The organism is Peptacetobacter sp. AB845, assembly GCF_047528295.1.
Classification (GTDB): domain Bacteria; phylum Bacillota; class Clostridia; order Peptostreptococcales; family Peptostreptococcaceae; genus Peptacetobacter.
The window spans coordinates 73,830-88,047 of sequence record NZ_CP180001.1 but is presented as its reverse complement, the minus strand read 5'-3'; the positions used below and the strand labels follow the sequence as shown (position 1 = coordinate 88,047).

Below are 14,218 nucleotides of genomic sequence, written 5' to 3'. Positions count from 1 at the left end.
ATTTATAACAAAAGATTATAAAGAATGTTATAAAAAATAAATGCGATAACTTTAATAAAAAAAATAAAATAAATTATATTTGCTTTTAAAATAATTTTAAATATTATAAAAAGAAAAAACTTTAAAATATATACCAAAGTAAAAAATAAAAATAATTTAATAAAGGTTGTTTTAATAACTAAAATAAATAAAGAATAATAACGAAAAAGTATTATAAAAAAAGGATATAGTATAGAAATAATTATGATAAAGTGTTATTATAATTACGAAGAAAGCAATTCAATGAAACATAGGTATATAGGTTGATATAAAAAAATAAATCCATTAGAAAAGGGCAATTACTAATAAAAGTATTGTCCTTTTTTATTTATTTTATGATAAAATTTTAATTAATAATATTAATTGAAAAGGTGATTATATGATAAAAAATAGAAAAGTATTATTAATAGCGGTATTACTTTTGGCATTAATTGTTGGGGGAATATCTACTTTGAAGATTAGAGAAAATAGAATAAAAGAAGCGAATGTGAAGATAGAAAAATTAGTAAAAGCAGAAGAATACAAAAAATTAGCAGTACTATTCAATGATTTTGATAAAGTTAGCAAAATTTTTGGAGTTACAGAAGAGCAATGCTACGAAATAGAGGCTTATTTTAATATGTTGCAATCATACAAAGAAAAAAATTATGAAAGAACATATGATATTGCAAAAAAATTAGATACAAAAAAATGTTGGATATTTGAAAGTGATGCTAGTAAATTTAAAAAAGAATTTTTAGATAGTAAAGAAGCAAAAGCAATAGAGAAAAAAATTAAAGATGAGGAAAAGTTGGCTAAAGAGATAGAAAATCTTAGAAAATATATGGAAGAATGGGGAAGAGAACATATATCTGAAATTGCACCTTATATTGGTATGCCAGAGAGCTTAATAAGTAAGACTATGTTAGATTATCAAGATGATTCAGAGTTAATAAATATAGAGTATAGGGAAAATATTTATATTTATGAGAAACATTATATGTGGAAAGATGATAAAGAAAATGAAATATGTAAAGTAGTAGTAGGACAAGAAGAATATGAGTATGAACCTGAGGTAAAAGAAGTAGAATTTTTAGGAAATAATTGGAAGAAAAAAGTATTGTATAGTGGTAATGATGAAAATCTTGTAAAAGAATTTACAGTTGGTATATATACAGGAAAATTATATGAGGAAAATAATGACTGTGGATATAATAATATAAAAACAGATGAAGAGTTGTTTGAAGAGTATGAAGCTGAGTATGATGTATATGAATATTCAGATGCAGATGAATTCTATTACGATCATCAAGATGATTTTGAAGGATATGAAGATGCAGAACAATACTATGAAGATGCATGGTCTATTGTAGAATAAAATATGAAAAAACAGATTGAATTACAAAAGTTTTATAATTCTATATAGTATAATAAAAAAAGCATTAAAAAATAAAAGTAAATCTATTAAAAAATAAAAATTATTTTGCTTTGGAAAACATTTTGCTATTAAAAAATTAAAGAGAAAAACTTAAAGATATTGAAATCGTGAAGAAACTATGTTAATATAGTTATACTGTTGTTTTTTTCATAGAAACAACTCCTTTTTTTAGTTTTTTAACTTTATTAAAATCGAAAAAGACTTCGATAATAGTAAGCGTATAAAGAAATTTGTACGTCTGAGATAGATATTTAATCTATCGAATATACCACTTGAATTGCTGGAAAGTCCTAAAGCTAATTAAACTACAGCATAATGATGAAATAGGCATAAGTGCGAACGTTGTGAAAACAGAAAAAATTAATTAGATGATATATGGTTAAATCCTAAGTATTCGGTAATGGATGATCAGCAGCTAAGACTTGAATAGAGTAAAGTTCAACGACTATCCCTCTTAAGGGGAGTAAGCTCAAGCGAGCTGAAGTGGGTGGCTCTTAACACATAATGGTGAAGAAGAAGATATAGTCTGTGCTTATGTGAAAGCATAAGAAGTTCAAGATTAATATAATCTAAGAACTGCATAAGAAATAGCGAGCTTATGTGAACGAAATCTTAAATTAAAGATTAATATATGGCTACTCTCTACTGCATTACTTTTTGCTAATATATAGTTGTATTTTAGTGAAAAGTAGTGTAGTACAGTGGGGATAAATCGGATGTAGTCAATTATGTATTGTCTTTTAATTTCAAGATACAGGGTTTGAGTCTGGTAAACTTGAATTACGAAAAAAGCGTGAGAAATCACGCTTTTTTCATTTTTTGTAATTTTATGTTTGCTATAGTAAACTGTGATATACTTATATTAAAAGGAAAGGGGGTGTTGAAATTGTATTTAACTATAAAGCAACAAGTAAAAAATTTAAATAAAAATGAATATTTAACTTTGAGAGAACTTTCTCATATAGCAAAAAATTTAACCAATGAAGCATTATATAATATAAGGCAATTTTATTTTAGAGAAGGTAAAATTTTAAGTTACAATGAAAACTACAAAATACTAAAAAATAGTAAGAATTATAAACTTTTAAATTCTAATATGGCACAACAAATAATAAAAGAAGTAGATGGATCTTTTAAATCTTTTTTAGAATTATTAAAGCTATCTAAAAAAGGAGAGTACAAAGAAAGTGTACGTATGCCAAAGTATTTAAAAAATGATGATTTTGCAACATTAATAATAGGATTTATAAGAATAAAAAACAATAAACTAAAAATTCCATATTCATATAAATTTAGAGAAAATCACAACTATATAGAAATAAAAATTCCTGCAATATTAGAGAATAAATCTATAAAAGAAATAAGAATAGTTCCAAAAGCTAAAGCTAGGTTCTTTGAGATTCAGTATATATATGAAGTAGTTGAAACTCAAATGAAGTTAGATAAAAATAAAGCACTAGCTATAGATTTTGGTATAAATAATTTAGCAACTTGTGTTACCTCTGATGCTGATAGTTTTATTATTGATGGTAAAAGATTGAAATCTATAAATCAATGGTACAATAAAGAAAATTCAAGATTAGAAAGTATTAGAGTTAATCAAGGTTATATAAATAAGACAAATAGACAAAATAAGAACACATTAAAAAGAAATAACAGAGTAAATGATTATATATCAAAAGCTGCTAAATTAATATTAAATTATTGTATAGATAATAAAATAGGTTGTATAGTATGTGGTTATAATTTAAATTTTCAAAAGAAAAACAATATAGGTAAAATAAATAATCAAAATTTTTATAATATACCATTTGGAAAATTATATAAAAAAATAAAGTATTTAGCTAGATTAAATGGTATAAAATTTATTCTACAAGAGGAAAGCTATACATCCAAGGCAAGTTTTTTAGATAGAGATTTTATTCCACAATTAGATAATATTAATAGTACAAAAGTAGAGTTTTCTGGAAAAAGAATAAAAAGAGGGTTATATCAGACAAAGTACGGAAAAATAATAAATGCAGATGTAAATGGAGCACTTAATATATTGGCAAAAAGTAAGGTTGTGTCTTTAGATAGGCTATACTGTAGAGGCGAACTGAAAACGCCTTTACGTATTAGAATAAATTAAAATATTTTAAACGTAATAAATTTCATAAAAAATGAAAATTTCAGGGTTTGAGTCTGGTAATTATATAAAAAAAGCTATAAAATAAATATTTTATTTTATAGCTTTTTTATTTTACATTAAAGTAAAATAATATGATATTATAATAATTGGAGAAAAAAAGAGGGGGGAATTTCTTGAAAAAAAAGGATAACACACAATTACTATTATATGAACCAAATGTATACAAATCGTTCATAATACTTGCTTTACCAGTATTTGGAGCAAACTTTATGAAGGCGTTTAACGATCTTGTAGATACATTCTTTATAGGTCAGATGCAAAACTCAGTTGCAGCACAGGCTAGTATTGCACTTACTTGGCCTATAATAAATATATTTGTATCATTTCAGATAGGACTTTCGATAGCTGGGGTAGCTGTCATAAGCCAGTTCTTAGGAGCAGAAAAAGACGACGAGGCTAGAGAATATGCTGGAATACTATTTGTACTTTCTTTTGTATTGGGTATAGCTATAAATATAATCTTGTTCTTAATATGTCCATCAGTTATTAGAGGTATGGGGGCTACTGATATGGTATATGAATACTCAGTTCAGTATGTAAGAATAAGATCTATGGAAATGATATTTGCATTTATATTTGCATGTTTCCAGGCTGTTAGACAATCTCAAGGGGATACTGTAACACCAGTTATTTTACAGGTAACTGCAGTTATGATAAATATAGTTCTTACAGGTATATTTGTAAAAATATTAGGACTTGGTGTATTTGGAGCAGGTCTTGCAACAGTTATAGGTCAGGTTGTAATTTGCCCAGCTTGTCTATATTATCTATTCATTAGAAAAGGAAAATTAAAGCTAAGAAGAAAAAATCTAAAATTAAAAAATTGGGATAAAGTTAAAAAGCTTACATTTATAGCAACTCCATCAGCAGCAAGTCAGGCACTTAGCTCATTTGGATTTTTAATATTAAATACATTAATACTAGACTATGGTGCAGTTGTAACAGCGGCATTCAGTGTAGGAAATAAAATATCTAATATGCTATTAATGCCAGTTCTTGCAATAGGTTCAGTACTTGCAGCATACGTTGGTCAAAATATAGGTGCTGGAAACATAAAAAGAGCTAAAAAAGCATATAATGTAAGTAGAAATTTAAGCTTATGGATAGCAATAATAGGAAGTTTAATAATATTCCCACTTAGACAAGAAGTAATAGCACTACTTACAAATGATGCAAATACACAAAGAGAAGCTATAAACTATATGATTTGGGTACTTGTAACAATGCCTTTAATGGCTATGTTCCAAAATTATGTCGGAGTATTCAATGGATCTGGTAATACTAAATATTCATTCATTATGGAAACTGCAAGACTCTGGGTTGTACGTTTACCAATGATTTTATTATTGAAAAACTTCACAAACTTTGGAAGTGACGGAATATGGTTTGCAATGAATGCAAGTAACTTAATAATCATAATACTTGGAGCTATACTTTTAAGAAGAGTAGATTTCTCTGCAAAAATATCATCAGGTGATGAAAAAATAGCGGTATAAAAATTTATTAAAAAGAATTATAAAAAATTTATTGAAAAAAATTTGTAAAAACAATTGAAATAAAAATATTTATAAAATGGCTATCACATTAGAAATTACTAAATGTGGTAGCCTATTTTATTTTGATAAAAAATTATTAATAAAGTGGAACTATTTAGAAAAAAATTATATAATAGAGATAGATTGAATATTAAAAAAATTCGATTCATAAATGAAATTAGGGTTAATTAGGAGGGAAGTATTATGATAATTACTGCTAACAAAATCATCACAGGAGACGGGAAAACGGTTTTAACAAATTCTGCTGTATATATAAATGAAAGAGGAATAATAGAAACAGTAGGAGCACTAGGAGAAGTAAAGGCTAAACATCCAAATGAAGAAGTAAGAGATTTTGGTGATGCTACAATAATGCCAGGTATGTTCGACATGCATGCACATCTTGGATATTGGTATAGTCAGCCAGATAGCTTTAATTACAATGACCAGATGATAATGATGTATGCACTTCAGCATGCACAGGCTGCATTTACAAAAGGTATAACTAGTATAAGAGACTGTTACTCACCTCATGGAGTATGTAAAACTCTAAAACTAGCTGAATCAAAAGGATTTATAACTATACCAAGAATAACACATGTTGATGCTGGAATGTGTATGACTGGTGGACATTGTTGGGATGAAGTTATACAGGTTGATGGTCCTTGGGAAATCAGAAAAGAAATAAGAAAACAGATGAGAGACGGAGCAGAATGGATAAAACTTCTAACTAGCCACCGTTCACATATACCAGAATTTACTCAGGAAGAACTAGATGCGGCTGTTGATGAATGCCACAGAAGAGGAATAAAATGCGTTGTTCACGCAGGAACACATCCATCAATACAGATGTGTATAGATGCTGGATTCGACACAATAGAACATGGAACATTCTTAACTGTTGAACAGGCAGAACAGATGAGAGACAAAGGAATAGCTTGGACTCCAACAATATTTGCATACACTTACTTATATGAAGTATGTAAAAAGAATATAGAAGAAGGAAATGCGGATGTATTTAACGATCCTGTTGCAGCTAAAGAACAGAGAGACTACGCATACTATGAACCAGCCTATGAATCATACAGAGACAACTTCAAAAAATTATATGACACAGGTGTAACTGTATGTACAGGTAGTGATATGGTAATGTACGGAGCACCAGTATTACCAATAGCTGAAGAAATGAGTTACATGGTAAAATACGGAATAACTCCAGTTCAGGCTGTACAGACTTCAACTTCAAATCCAGCAAAAGTTCTTGGAAAAGGCGATGAACTTGGATTAATAGAAGAAGGATATATAGCAGATATAACAGTAGTAGATGGAGATTTAAGCCAGAACATAGATTGCATAAAAAATATAAACACAGTTTACCTAAATGGAAAAGCTGTATACTCTGAAGGAGTAAGATTTATATAATATTTAAAAATTGATTTTGTTAAATAAAAATATATTTTATAAAATATAAACTAAAATATAAAGAAATTTGATGAGATGTAAAGACTCTAAGAGCAGTTTGTAATTGTTTTTAGAGTCTTTTTTTATAATTAAATTGTGAGTAGTTCATATTGACATATATCGATATATTAAATATAATATAAACTATCAGGAGGGATAAATATGAACTCACTACATACAAAAGAAATAAAAATATTTAAAGCATTAGGCGATGAAAATAGAATAAAAATACTAGAAATACTTAAAGATGGAGAAAAATGTGCTTGTAAGCTACTTGAAGAACTGCAGATAAGTCAGTCTACACTTTCTCACCACATGAAAATACTTTGTGATTCTGGAATAGTATTTGGTAGAAAAGAAGGTAAGTGGATGCACTACAGTATAATAGAATCTTCGTTTGATTCAGTGTTTGATCTTTTAAGTGATTTTGCAGCATCAGCCAAGTTAAATGCAGATAATAGTTGTGATTGTGAGAAATAATCATATAATTTAAAAAATAGTCATATAATGTAAAATAATTATATAATTAAAGAAATTAAAGTCATCTATATTTAGGATGACTTTTAAAAACATTTATATATCGATATATATAAATGTATAGATTTAAAAATTAAATATTAAAAAATATATAAAACAAAAGAAGAAGGAGAGGAAATTATGTTTATACAAAATCAAATCTTGGGAATGAAATGGATAAATACCCTAGTAGGAATGGGGTTAGATAAATTGGGACTTGATAGCAATTCTACGATATATGGAATACTTCAATTCTTTATATACGATGTGATTAAAATATTTATATTGCTATCTGTGTTGATATTTGTAATATCATATATTCAGAGTTACTTCCCACCAGAAAAAACAAAGAAGATATTAGAAAAATTCAAAGGTATAAAAATTAATATACTTGCAGCACTTTTAGGAACAGTTACGCCATTTTGCTCATGTTCGTCAATTCCGTTATTTATAGGTTTTACGAGTGCAGGACTTCCTTTGGGAGCGACATTTTCTTTTTTAATATCGTCTCCACTAGTAGATTTAGGATCGCTTGTACTTTTAATGAGTATATTTGGGACTAAAATAGCTGTTGCATATGTAATAGTAGGTTTGATTTTAGCTGTTATAGGTGGATTAATTATAGAAAAATCTAATATGGAAGATGAGATAGAAGAGTTTATAAGAAAAGCACCAAATGTTGACTTAGATATAGATGAGCCTACAACAAAGGAAAGAATAGCTTTTGCAAAAGAAAAAGTATTAGAAACAGTTAAAAAAGTTGCTCCATATATATTTGTAGGTGTTGGGATTGGAGCAATTATACATAATGTAATTCCAGCTGAATTTGTGGAAAAAGTGCTTGGAGCTGAAAGATGGTACTCTGTACCTATAGCAACTGCGGTTGGAGTTCCAATGTATGCGGATATATTTGGAACAGTTCCAATAGCTGAGAGTCTATTTGCTAAGGGAGCAGGACTTGGAACTGTTCTTTCATTTATGATGGGAGTTACAGCGTTATCTCTTCCGTCTATGATAATGCTTAGAAAAGCAGTAAAACCTAAATTACTTGGACTATTCTTTGCTATTGTAACTATTGGTATAATATTAATAGGATACTTATTCAATGCATTTGGATATATGTTGATATAGTGGTGAATATGTTGATAAAATAAGGAAAAATTTGTAATTAATCTGCTAAATTGTTGATATTTTGCAATAAGTGGATAAAATAAAGGATTAAATAATAAAATTTTGAGGTGAAGATATGGGACTTTTTGGATTTGGAAAAAATAAGAAAAAAGATGAGATAGAAAAAGTTGATGAAAGTATAAATGAAAAAGATTTAAATAAAGATTTAGAAAAAGAAAATATCAATTTAAGTGGCGAAAAAGTTAGTATCAAAGTGCTTGGTGAAGGTTGCGAAAAGTGCGATAAAGTAAATGATAATGTAAAAGAAGCTGTTGAAATATTAAATCTTGATGCAGATATTGAAAAAATAGAAGATTTAATAGAAATAGTTACTTATGGAGTTATGTCTACACCAGGTATAGTAATAAATGAAAAAGTGGTATCTGTTGGAAAAGTACTTAAAACAGATGAAATAGTTGAACTACTTAAAAAGAATATATAGTTTTATTAAGGTTTGTATATTAAAAATATCTAAATTATTTTTATAAAAGAGGTGAAAATATGCTAAAAATAGCTTTTATCTGTGTTCATAATTCTTGTAGAAGTCAGATTGCAGAGGCTCTTTGTAAAAAATACGCATCAGATGTATTTGAGCCATACTCAGCAGGAACAGAGCCTAGAGAAATAAACAAAGATGCTATAAGATTAATGAAAGAAATATACGATATAGATATGGAAGAAAATCAATATTCTAAATTGATGAAAGATATTCCAAATGTAGATTTAATGGTTTCTATGGGATGTGGAGTATCTTGTCCAATAATAGGAAGAAAGTTTGATGAGGACTTAAAACTTGAGGATCCAACTGGAAAAGGTGACGATAAATTTAGAGAAATTATCTCAGAAATAGAAAAAGATATAATTGAATTAAGAGAGAAATATAAAAAATACCAAAAGGTAGAGCATACTTTTGAGCCTGTATACGATGAAAATTCAAAAGTATTAATACTTGGAAGTTTTCCATCGGTAAAATCAAGAGAGCAGAACTTTTACTATGGACATCCTAGAAATAGATTTTGGCAGGTGATTTCAAGCCTTACAGAAACAGAACTTCCAACTACTATAGAAGAAAAAAAGGAAATGCTTTTAAAAAACAACATAGCAATTTGGGACGTTATAAAGTCTTGTGTTATCAAAGGTTCTAGCGATAGTAGTATAAAAAATGTGGTTGTAAATGATATAGCTGAAGTTGTTAAGAATAGCAAAATAGATAGGATATTTGCAAATGGAGATAAATCATTTAAGTTATATAAGAAATATTGCTCATATGTGGGAATAGAAATAGAAAAACTACCTTCTACAAGTCCAGCAAATGCAGCTTTTTCTGTAGAAAGATTGGTGGAAGAGTGGAAAATAATTAAATAAAAGTAAAAAGGGAAGTGTAGTAAAATGTTAAAAATTGACGAAAAGCTAAAAAATTTAGTACCAGACTGTATGGTTGGAGTAGTTGAGGCAGAAGTTAAAGTAAAAGAAAGCTCAGAAGAGCTAGTAAATTTATTAAACGAAGAATGTGAACTAATTACAAATAACATAAAACTAGAAGAATTATCTATAGAAGAAACAATAGCTGCAAATAGAAAGGCTTATAAAGCTTGTGGGAAAAATCCTTCAAGATATAGAACATCTTCAGAAGCACTTATAAGAAGAGTACTTCAAGGAAAAGGAATATATTTTGTGAATAATATTGTAGATATAAATAACTTAATATCTATGAAAACTCAATTTTCAATAGGATCTTATAACACCGAAAACATAGGAGAAAATGTAGTATTCACTGTTGGAGAAGATGGAGATGAGTACAAGGGAATTGGAAAAGACATGGTAAATGTAGCTAATATGCCAGTATTAGCAGATGAAGAAGGAAAATTTGGCAGTCCAACAAGTGATTCAAGAAGAGCAGCAATAGATGAAAATGCAGAAAAAATAATGATGTGTTTATTTTCATTCTCAGGAAAAGATAAATTAGAAAGCGGAATGAATGAAATAAAAGGACTTCTTGAAAAATACGCAAATGGAAAAAATATAAAAACTACTATAGTAGAATAGATTATATACGATAATAAGAATTATATGAAATAAAGAACAATATGTGATGAATATTATAATACTATAAAAATAGAATAGGATTTTGAATTATGATTAATTACTTTTGCTACGATACAGAAATAGGAACAATAAAAATATCAGAAAAAGAAGGGAAGATAATCGGACTTGTATTTTCTGATTCTAAAAAAGAAAATGAAATAGAAAGAGAAACAGATTCTATAATAAAAACATATATGCAATTAAAAGAATACCTATCTGGGAAAAGAAAAAGCTTTGATATTGAAATAGAGATGATGGGTACTGAATTTCAGAAAAAAGTATGGAAAGAGCTTTTAAATATTCCTTATGGTGAAACTAGAAGTTATAAAGATATAGCCAATGTAATAGGGAATGAAAAAGCTTGTAGAGCTGTTGGTAATGCAAATAACAAAAATCCAATTGCAATAATAGTTCCTTGTCATAGAGTTGTTGGAAGCAATGGAAGTATGACAGGTTATGCAGGAGGAATTGATATAAAGGAAAAGCTGTTAAAAATAGAAAATAATTTATAATTATGAATAAAAAAAGAGACCAATGCAAATCGCAAAGGTCTCATATTTTTAAAAAATAATTAAGCTAATATCATTTTAGTTAAGTCCATTGGATCAACTATTTCGCCATCTTTGTAAACTCTCATGTTTCCTGAAGCTATTTCGTCTATTAATATAACTTCGTCATTGTAGAATCCAAATTCGAATTTTATGTCGTATAATTCTAATCCTTTTTCTTCTAAGTCTTTAGCAACAACTGCAGTTATTTTTCTAGTTCTTTCTTTCATCTGATCGAACTGAGCCTGAGTCATTATTCCTAAAGCTTCTAATCCTTCAGAAGTAACTAATGGGTCACATCTTTCATCGTCTTTTAAAGTAACTTCAACGTAAGCGTCTAATTTAGCTCCGTTTTCTATGTATTCTCCGTATCTTCTTATGAAGCTTCCTACTGCTCTGTAACGGCATATAACTTCTACACCTTTACCGAAAACTTTAGCTGGTAATACTTCCATAGTTGATCTTTCTATGTCAGCACTAACGTAGTGAGTTTTTATTCCTGCTTCTTTTAATAATTCAAAGTAGTGAACAGAAGTTTTTAAGTTTTCTCTACCTATACCTTCTATTGTTAAACCTATTGAGTTTTCGCCTGGATCGAATACTCCATCTTTACCAGTACAATCATCTTTGAATAATAATTCAAAATTACCGTTGTCTAATTCAAAAACGTCTTTAGTTTTACCTGTGTATACTTTTTTCATGCCTTTTCCTCCAATGAATATATAAAAATTAATTATAGTCTTTTTTACTTAATCCGAAAAGTGTTCGGATTTTGAGGGTGTTTTTCCCTTTTGCAAAATCTATTATAACACAAAATAGTCAAAAAGTTGAACTATTTTTTGAAAAAATTAAAAAAAGTTCACTGAATATAAATCTGTTCTTCTATGTTTTAATAATGGAAGTTCATTTCTTACTTTTTCAGTATAGGATTTATCTATATCAGCGTATATTATGCATTCTTTTTCGTCTGCAGTAGCTATTATATTTCCCCAAGGGTCTGCAACCCTAGAATTTCCAAAAGCTACATAAGATGCGGATTCATCTCTAGCAGGTGCAGCTCCGACAAAATAAACCTGATTATCGAGTGCTCTCATTCTTATAGAAAGCTCCCAATGTGTAGGTCCAGTTGTCATATTAAACGCTGCAGGAAGAATAATAAGTTCGGCACCTTCCAAAGCCATTAAACGAGAAAGTTCGGGAAATCTTATATCATAGCAAATAGCAACACCTATTTTTCCGAACTCTGTATCTACAACAGTCACTTTATTTCCAGCAGAAAGTGTATCAGATTCCTTAAAAGATACACCACCTTCTACATCTATATCAAAAAGATGCATTTTTTGATGTTTTCCAATAAGCTCTCCATTTCTGTCAAATATGAATGAAGTATTGTAGATATTTCCATTTTCTGATTCCGGTATACTTCCACCAACTAAGTAGATAGAATTTTTCTTTGCTGCATTTTTTAATGCTTCAGTAGTATTTCCTGGGTACTCCTCAGCAAATACTGGGAAGTAACTATTTTCATAAGGGCAATTAAACATCTCTGGTAAGACTATAATTTGAGCACCATTATTAGCTGCTTCATCTATCATATCTAATGCATGTGATATGTTTTTATCTTTATCGTCGCAAACCTTCATTTGACAAACTGCTATTTTCATTTTTACCTCCTTTGAAAGAGTAAAATATTTTTGAATTTTTAAAATTTATATATTATCTGTATTATAACATAGAAAAAGACTTGTAATCATTGATTTTACACAAAAATAAAATTTTTGAACTAATCAATATTTTGAACTTATAATCAAAAACTATAGAACAATATCTAATCTATAGAAATGTATAATTTATGGCGAATTCAGTGTATAAATGTTGTATAATTGTTTAGAGTTGTTAAAGGGAATTCCTTAATAACAAGGAATTCAGTGTATAAAGTTGTGTAAAAAAGTAAATAAGGAGGTAAAAAAATGGAAAGAGATTTTGAGGATATAGATAGAATCCTCAACTTTGCTGCTGAAGCTGGTAGAAACATGCTAAAATGTGGTGGAGAAATTTATAGAGTAGAGGATACGATACAAAGACTTTGTATGGCATTTGGGATAGATAATGCAGAAGTCTTTGCAACACCGACCACATTATTATTATCAGTTTATAAAAATAAAAAGGTTTATTCAGTGGTAAAGAGAATAAACGAGAGATCTACAGATTTAAATATGATGAAAAATATAAATGCTTTGTCTAGGAATATAGCTTATGAAAAGCTAAGTATAGATGAATGCGAGGAAAGACTAGAACAGATTTGTAAGAAAGAAAGTTATTCATATACAATTACTATACTTGGGGCAGGACTTGTGACATCTTGTTTCTCTATTTTATTTGGAGGTGGAGAAATAGATTTTATAATGTCTTTTCTTGTAGGGATGGTTACAAAGATTTTACAAGAATATTTATCTGAAAAGAACCTTAACGAATTTTTTGTTAATATAATTTGTGCTGCATTTATAGCTATGTCCTCTGTTGTGTGTGTAGAGGGTGGAGTGTTAAAAACAATGGACTACATAATAGCAGGAGTAATAATGCTTTTGGTTCCTGGATTTGCACTAACAAATGCTATAAGGGATATACTGGATGGTCAGCTTGTTGCTGGGACAGCTAAGTTATCAGAAGTAATATTTAGTGGGACTGCAACGGCTGTTGGAATGGCATTAGTTCTAAACTGGTATCTGAGAGGAGGATTCTTTTAAATGATAAGAATATTGATTGAAACTGTAGCGGCGTATGGTGTAGCTGTAGGGTTTGGTATATTATTTAATATAAAAGGAAGAACCCTTAGAGTTGCAGGTGTAGGTGGTGCTATAGGTTGGTTTGTATATAAGATAACTTCTATATATATGGGATTTGCTCCAGGTGCAGCGTTTTTTGCAGCAGGAGTATCGTTTAGTGTGTATTGTGAAGTCTGCGCAAGGGTGTATATGATTCCGGCAACAATACCAAGTGCTTGTGCGTTAATTGTACTTGTACCTGGATTTGGTGTGTATCGTTCAATATATGAATTTATTCTTGAGCATTATGTTACAGCAGGAAATGTAATGACAGAAACATTGGCTTCTGCAGGTGCATTGGCACTTTCTCTTGTATTTGTAACATCATTATTTAAGAATTTCCATCTTGCTAGATTTCTTAAAAAATTCAATATAACATTAAAGAAGAAAAATATTTAATTAAATCATAAATTTGATATATATAAAGATAA

At 28.7% G+C, this 14,218-nt stretch carries 14 protein-coding genes and 1 pseudogene; 13 read left to right on the top strand and 2 right to left on the bottom strand.

All coding sequences use genetic code 11. The features are described 5' to 3' along the window. Nucleotides 1-418: 418 nt before the first annotated feature. The 11 genes and pseudogenes from ACK2WO_RS00405 to ACK2WO_RS00355 all read left to right on the top strand — a co-directional run bounded on the left by ACK2WO_RS00405 (nucleotide 419) and on the right by ACK2WO_RS00355 (nucleotide 10,926). A complete protein-coding gene (locus tag ACK2WO_RS00405; RefSeq protein ID WP_414698061.1) occupies nucleotides 419-1,396 on the top strand; it encodes a hypothetical protein in 978 nt (325 codons plus the stop codon). 946 nt (nucleotides 1,397-2,342) lie between these two features. Continuing rightward, complete coding sequence (locus ACK2WO_RS00400; RefSeq protein WP_414698060.1) at nucleotides 2,343-3,587, top strand: RNA-guided endonuclease InsQ/TnpB family protein; 1,245 nt, start codon at nucleotides 2,343-2,345, stop codon at nucleotides 3,585-3,587. Between the two features lie 173 nt (nucleotides 3,588-3,760). Next, on the top strand, nucleotides 3,761-5,143 hold the full coding sequence (locus ACK2WO_RS00395) for an MATE family efflux transporter (protein ID WP_414698059.1): 1,383 nt from the start codon (nucleotides 3,761-3,763) through the stop codon (nucleotides 5,141-5,143). Between the two features lie 243 nt (nucleotides 5,144-5,386). Next, on the top strand, nucleotides 5,387-6,604 hold the full coding sequence (locus ACK2WO_RS00390; RefSeq protein WP_414698058.1) for an amidohydrolase family protein: 1,218 nt from the start codon (nucleotides 5,387-5,389) through the stop codon (nucleotides 6,602-6,604). Nucleotides 6,605-6,805: 201 nt separating this feature from the next. Next, complete coding sequence (locus tag ACK2WO_RS00385) at nucleotides 6,806-7,123, top strand: ArsR/SmtB family transcription factor (RefSeq protein WP_006440629.1); 318 nt, start codon at nucleotides 6,806-6,808, stop codon at nucleotides 7,121-7,123. Nucleotides 7,124-7,300: 177 nt separating this feature from the next. Next, on the top strand, nucleotides 7,301-8,290 hold the full coding sequence (locus ACK2WO_RS00380; RefSeq protein ID WP_414698057.1) for a permease: 990 nt from the start codon (nucleotides 7,301-7,303) through the stop codon (nucleotides 8,288-8,290). Between the two features lie 115 nt (nucleotides 8,291-8,405). Further along, entirely contained in the window at nucleotides 8,406-8,771 is a 366-nt protein-coding gene (locus ACK2WO_RS00375) for a thioredoxin family protein (RefSeq protein WP_414698056.1), read from the top strand. Nucleotides 8,772-8,830: 59 nt separating this feature from the next. Further along, nucleotides 8,831-9,208, top strand: a pseudogene (locus ACK2WO_RS00370) (arsenate reductase ArsC); the annotation flags it as partial. Continuing rightward, nucleotides 9,188-9,694 carry a DNA-deoxyinosine glycosylase gene (locus tag ACK2WO_RS00365; RefSeq protein ID WP_414698726.1) on the top strand — a complete coding sequence of 169 codons (507 nt, stop codon included), beginning with the start codon at nucleotides 9,188-9,190 and terminating at the stop codon, nucleotides 9,692-9,694. The pseudogene ACK2WO_RS00370 and the gene ACK2WO_RS00365, both read left to right, overlap by 21 nt. Nucleotides 9,695-9,718: 24 nt before the next feature. After that, on the top strand, nucleotides 9,719-10,375 hold the full coding sequence (locus ACK2WO_RS00360; RefSeq protein WP_414698055.1) for a B3/4 domain-containing protein: 657 nt from the start codon (nucleotides 9,719-9,721) through the stop codon (nucleotides 10,373-10,375). Between the two features lie 89 nt (nucleotides 10,376-10,464). Next, nucleotides 10,465-10,926 (top strand): methylated-DNA--[protein]-cysteine S-methyltransferase, encoded by a 462-nt coding sequence (locus ACK2WO_RS00355; protein WP_414698054.1) that lies wholly within the window; start codon nucleotides 10,465-10,467, stop codon nucleotides 10,924-10,926. Between the two features lie 59 nt (nucleotides 10,927-10,985). Here the strand turns inward: ACK2WO_RS00355 and ACK2WO_RS00350 are convergent, their stop codons facing one another. Continuing rightward, nucleotides 10,986-11,663 carry a phosphoribosylaminoimidazolesuccinocarboxamide synthase gene (locus tag ACK2WO_RS00350; RefSeq protein ID WP_178412706.1) on the bottom strand — a complete coding sequence of 226 codons (678 nt, stop codon included), beginning with the start codon at nucleotides 11,661-11,663 and terminating at the stop codon, nucleotides 10,986-10,988. 147 nt (nucleotides 11,664-11,810) lie between these two features. Next, nucleotides 11,811-12,626 carry a carbon-nitrogen hydrolase family protein gene (locus tag ACK2WO_RS00345; protein ID WP_414698053.1) on the bottom strand — a complete coding sequence of 272 codons (816 nt, stop codon included), beginning with the start codon at nucleotides 12,624-12,626 and terminating at the stop codon, nucleotides 11,811-11,813. Between the two features lie 306 nt (nucleotides 12,627-12,932). On the opposite strand from ACK2WO_RS00345, the gene ACK2WO_RS00340 reads away from it, so the two are divergent. Both ACK2WO_RS00340 and ACK2WO_RS00335 read left to right on the top strand, forming a co-directional pair. After that, nucleotides 12,933-13,709 (top strand): threonine/serine exporter family protein, encoded by a 777-nt coding sequence (locus ACK2WO_RS00340; protein ID WP_178412704.1) that lies wholly within the window; start codon nucleotides 12,933-12,935, stop codon nucleotides 13,707-13,709. After that, nucleotides 13,710-14,186, top strand: coding sequence for a threonine/serine exporter family protein (locus tag ACK2WO_RS00335; RefSeq protein WP_414698052.1), 477 nt, complete (start codon nucleotides 13,710-13,712; stop codon nucleotides 14,184-14,186). The last annotated feature ends 32 nt before the right edge of the window (nucleotides 14,187-14,218 follow it).

What these genes read in the sequence shown, in the direction of transcription:
- ACK2WO_RS00405 (WP_414698061.1), top strand. Translation starts at nt 419, where the DNA reads ATGATAAAAAATAGAAAAGTATTATTAATAGCGGTATTACTTTTGGCA.
- ACK2WO_RS00390 (WP_414698058.1), top strand. Translation starts at nt 5,387, where the DNA reads ATGATAATTACTGCTAACAAAATCATCACAGGAGACGGGAAAACGGTT.
- ACK2WO_RS00385 (WP_006440629.1), top strand. Translation starts at nt 6,806, where the DNA reads ATGAACTCACTACATACAAAAGAAATAAAAATATTTAAAGCATTAGGC.
- ACK2WO_RS00380 (WP_414698057.1), top strand. Translation starts at nt 7,301, where the DNA reads ATGTTTATACAAAATCAAATCTTGGGAATGAAATGGATAAATACCCTA.
- ACK2WO_RS00375 (WP_414698056.1), top strand. Translation starts at nt 8,406, where the DNA reads ATGGGACTTTTTGGATTTGGAAAAAATAAGAAAAAAGATGAGATAGAA.
- ACK2WO_RS00360 (WP_414698055.1), top strand. Translation starts at nt 9,719, where the DNA reads ATGTTAAAAATTGACGAAAAGCTAAAAAATTTAGTACCAGACTGTATG.
- ACK2WO_RS00355 (WP_414698054.1), top strand. Translation starts at nt 10,465, where the DNA reads ATGATTAATTACTTTTGCTACGATACAGAAATAGGAACAATAAAAATA.
- ACK2WO_RS00350 (WP_178412706.1), bottom strand. Translation starts at nt 11,663, where the DNA reads ATGAAAAAAGTATACACAGGTAAAACTAAAGACGTTTTTGAATTAGAC.
- ACK2WO_RS00345 (WP_414698053.1), bottom strand. Translation starts at nt 12,626, where the DNA reads ATGAAAATAGCAGTTTGTCAAATGAAGGTTTGCGACGATAAAGATAAA.
- ACK2WO_RS00340 (WP_178412704.1), top strand. Translation starts at nt 12,933, where the DNA reads ATGGAAAGAGATTTTGAGGATATAGATAGAATCCTCAACTTTGCTGCT.
- ACK2WO_RS00335 (WP_414698052.1), top strand. Translation starts at nt 13,710, where the DNA reads ATGATAAGAATATTGATTGAAACTGTAGCGGCGTATGGTGTAGCTGTA.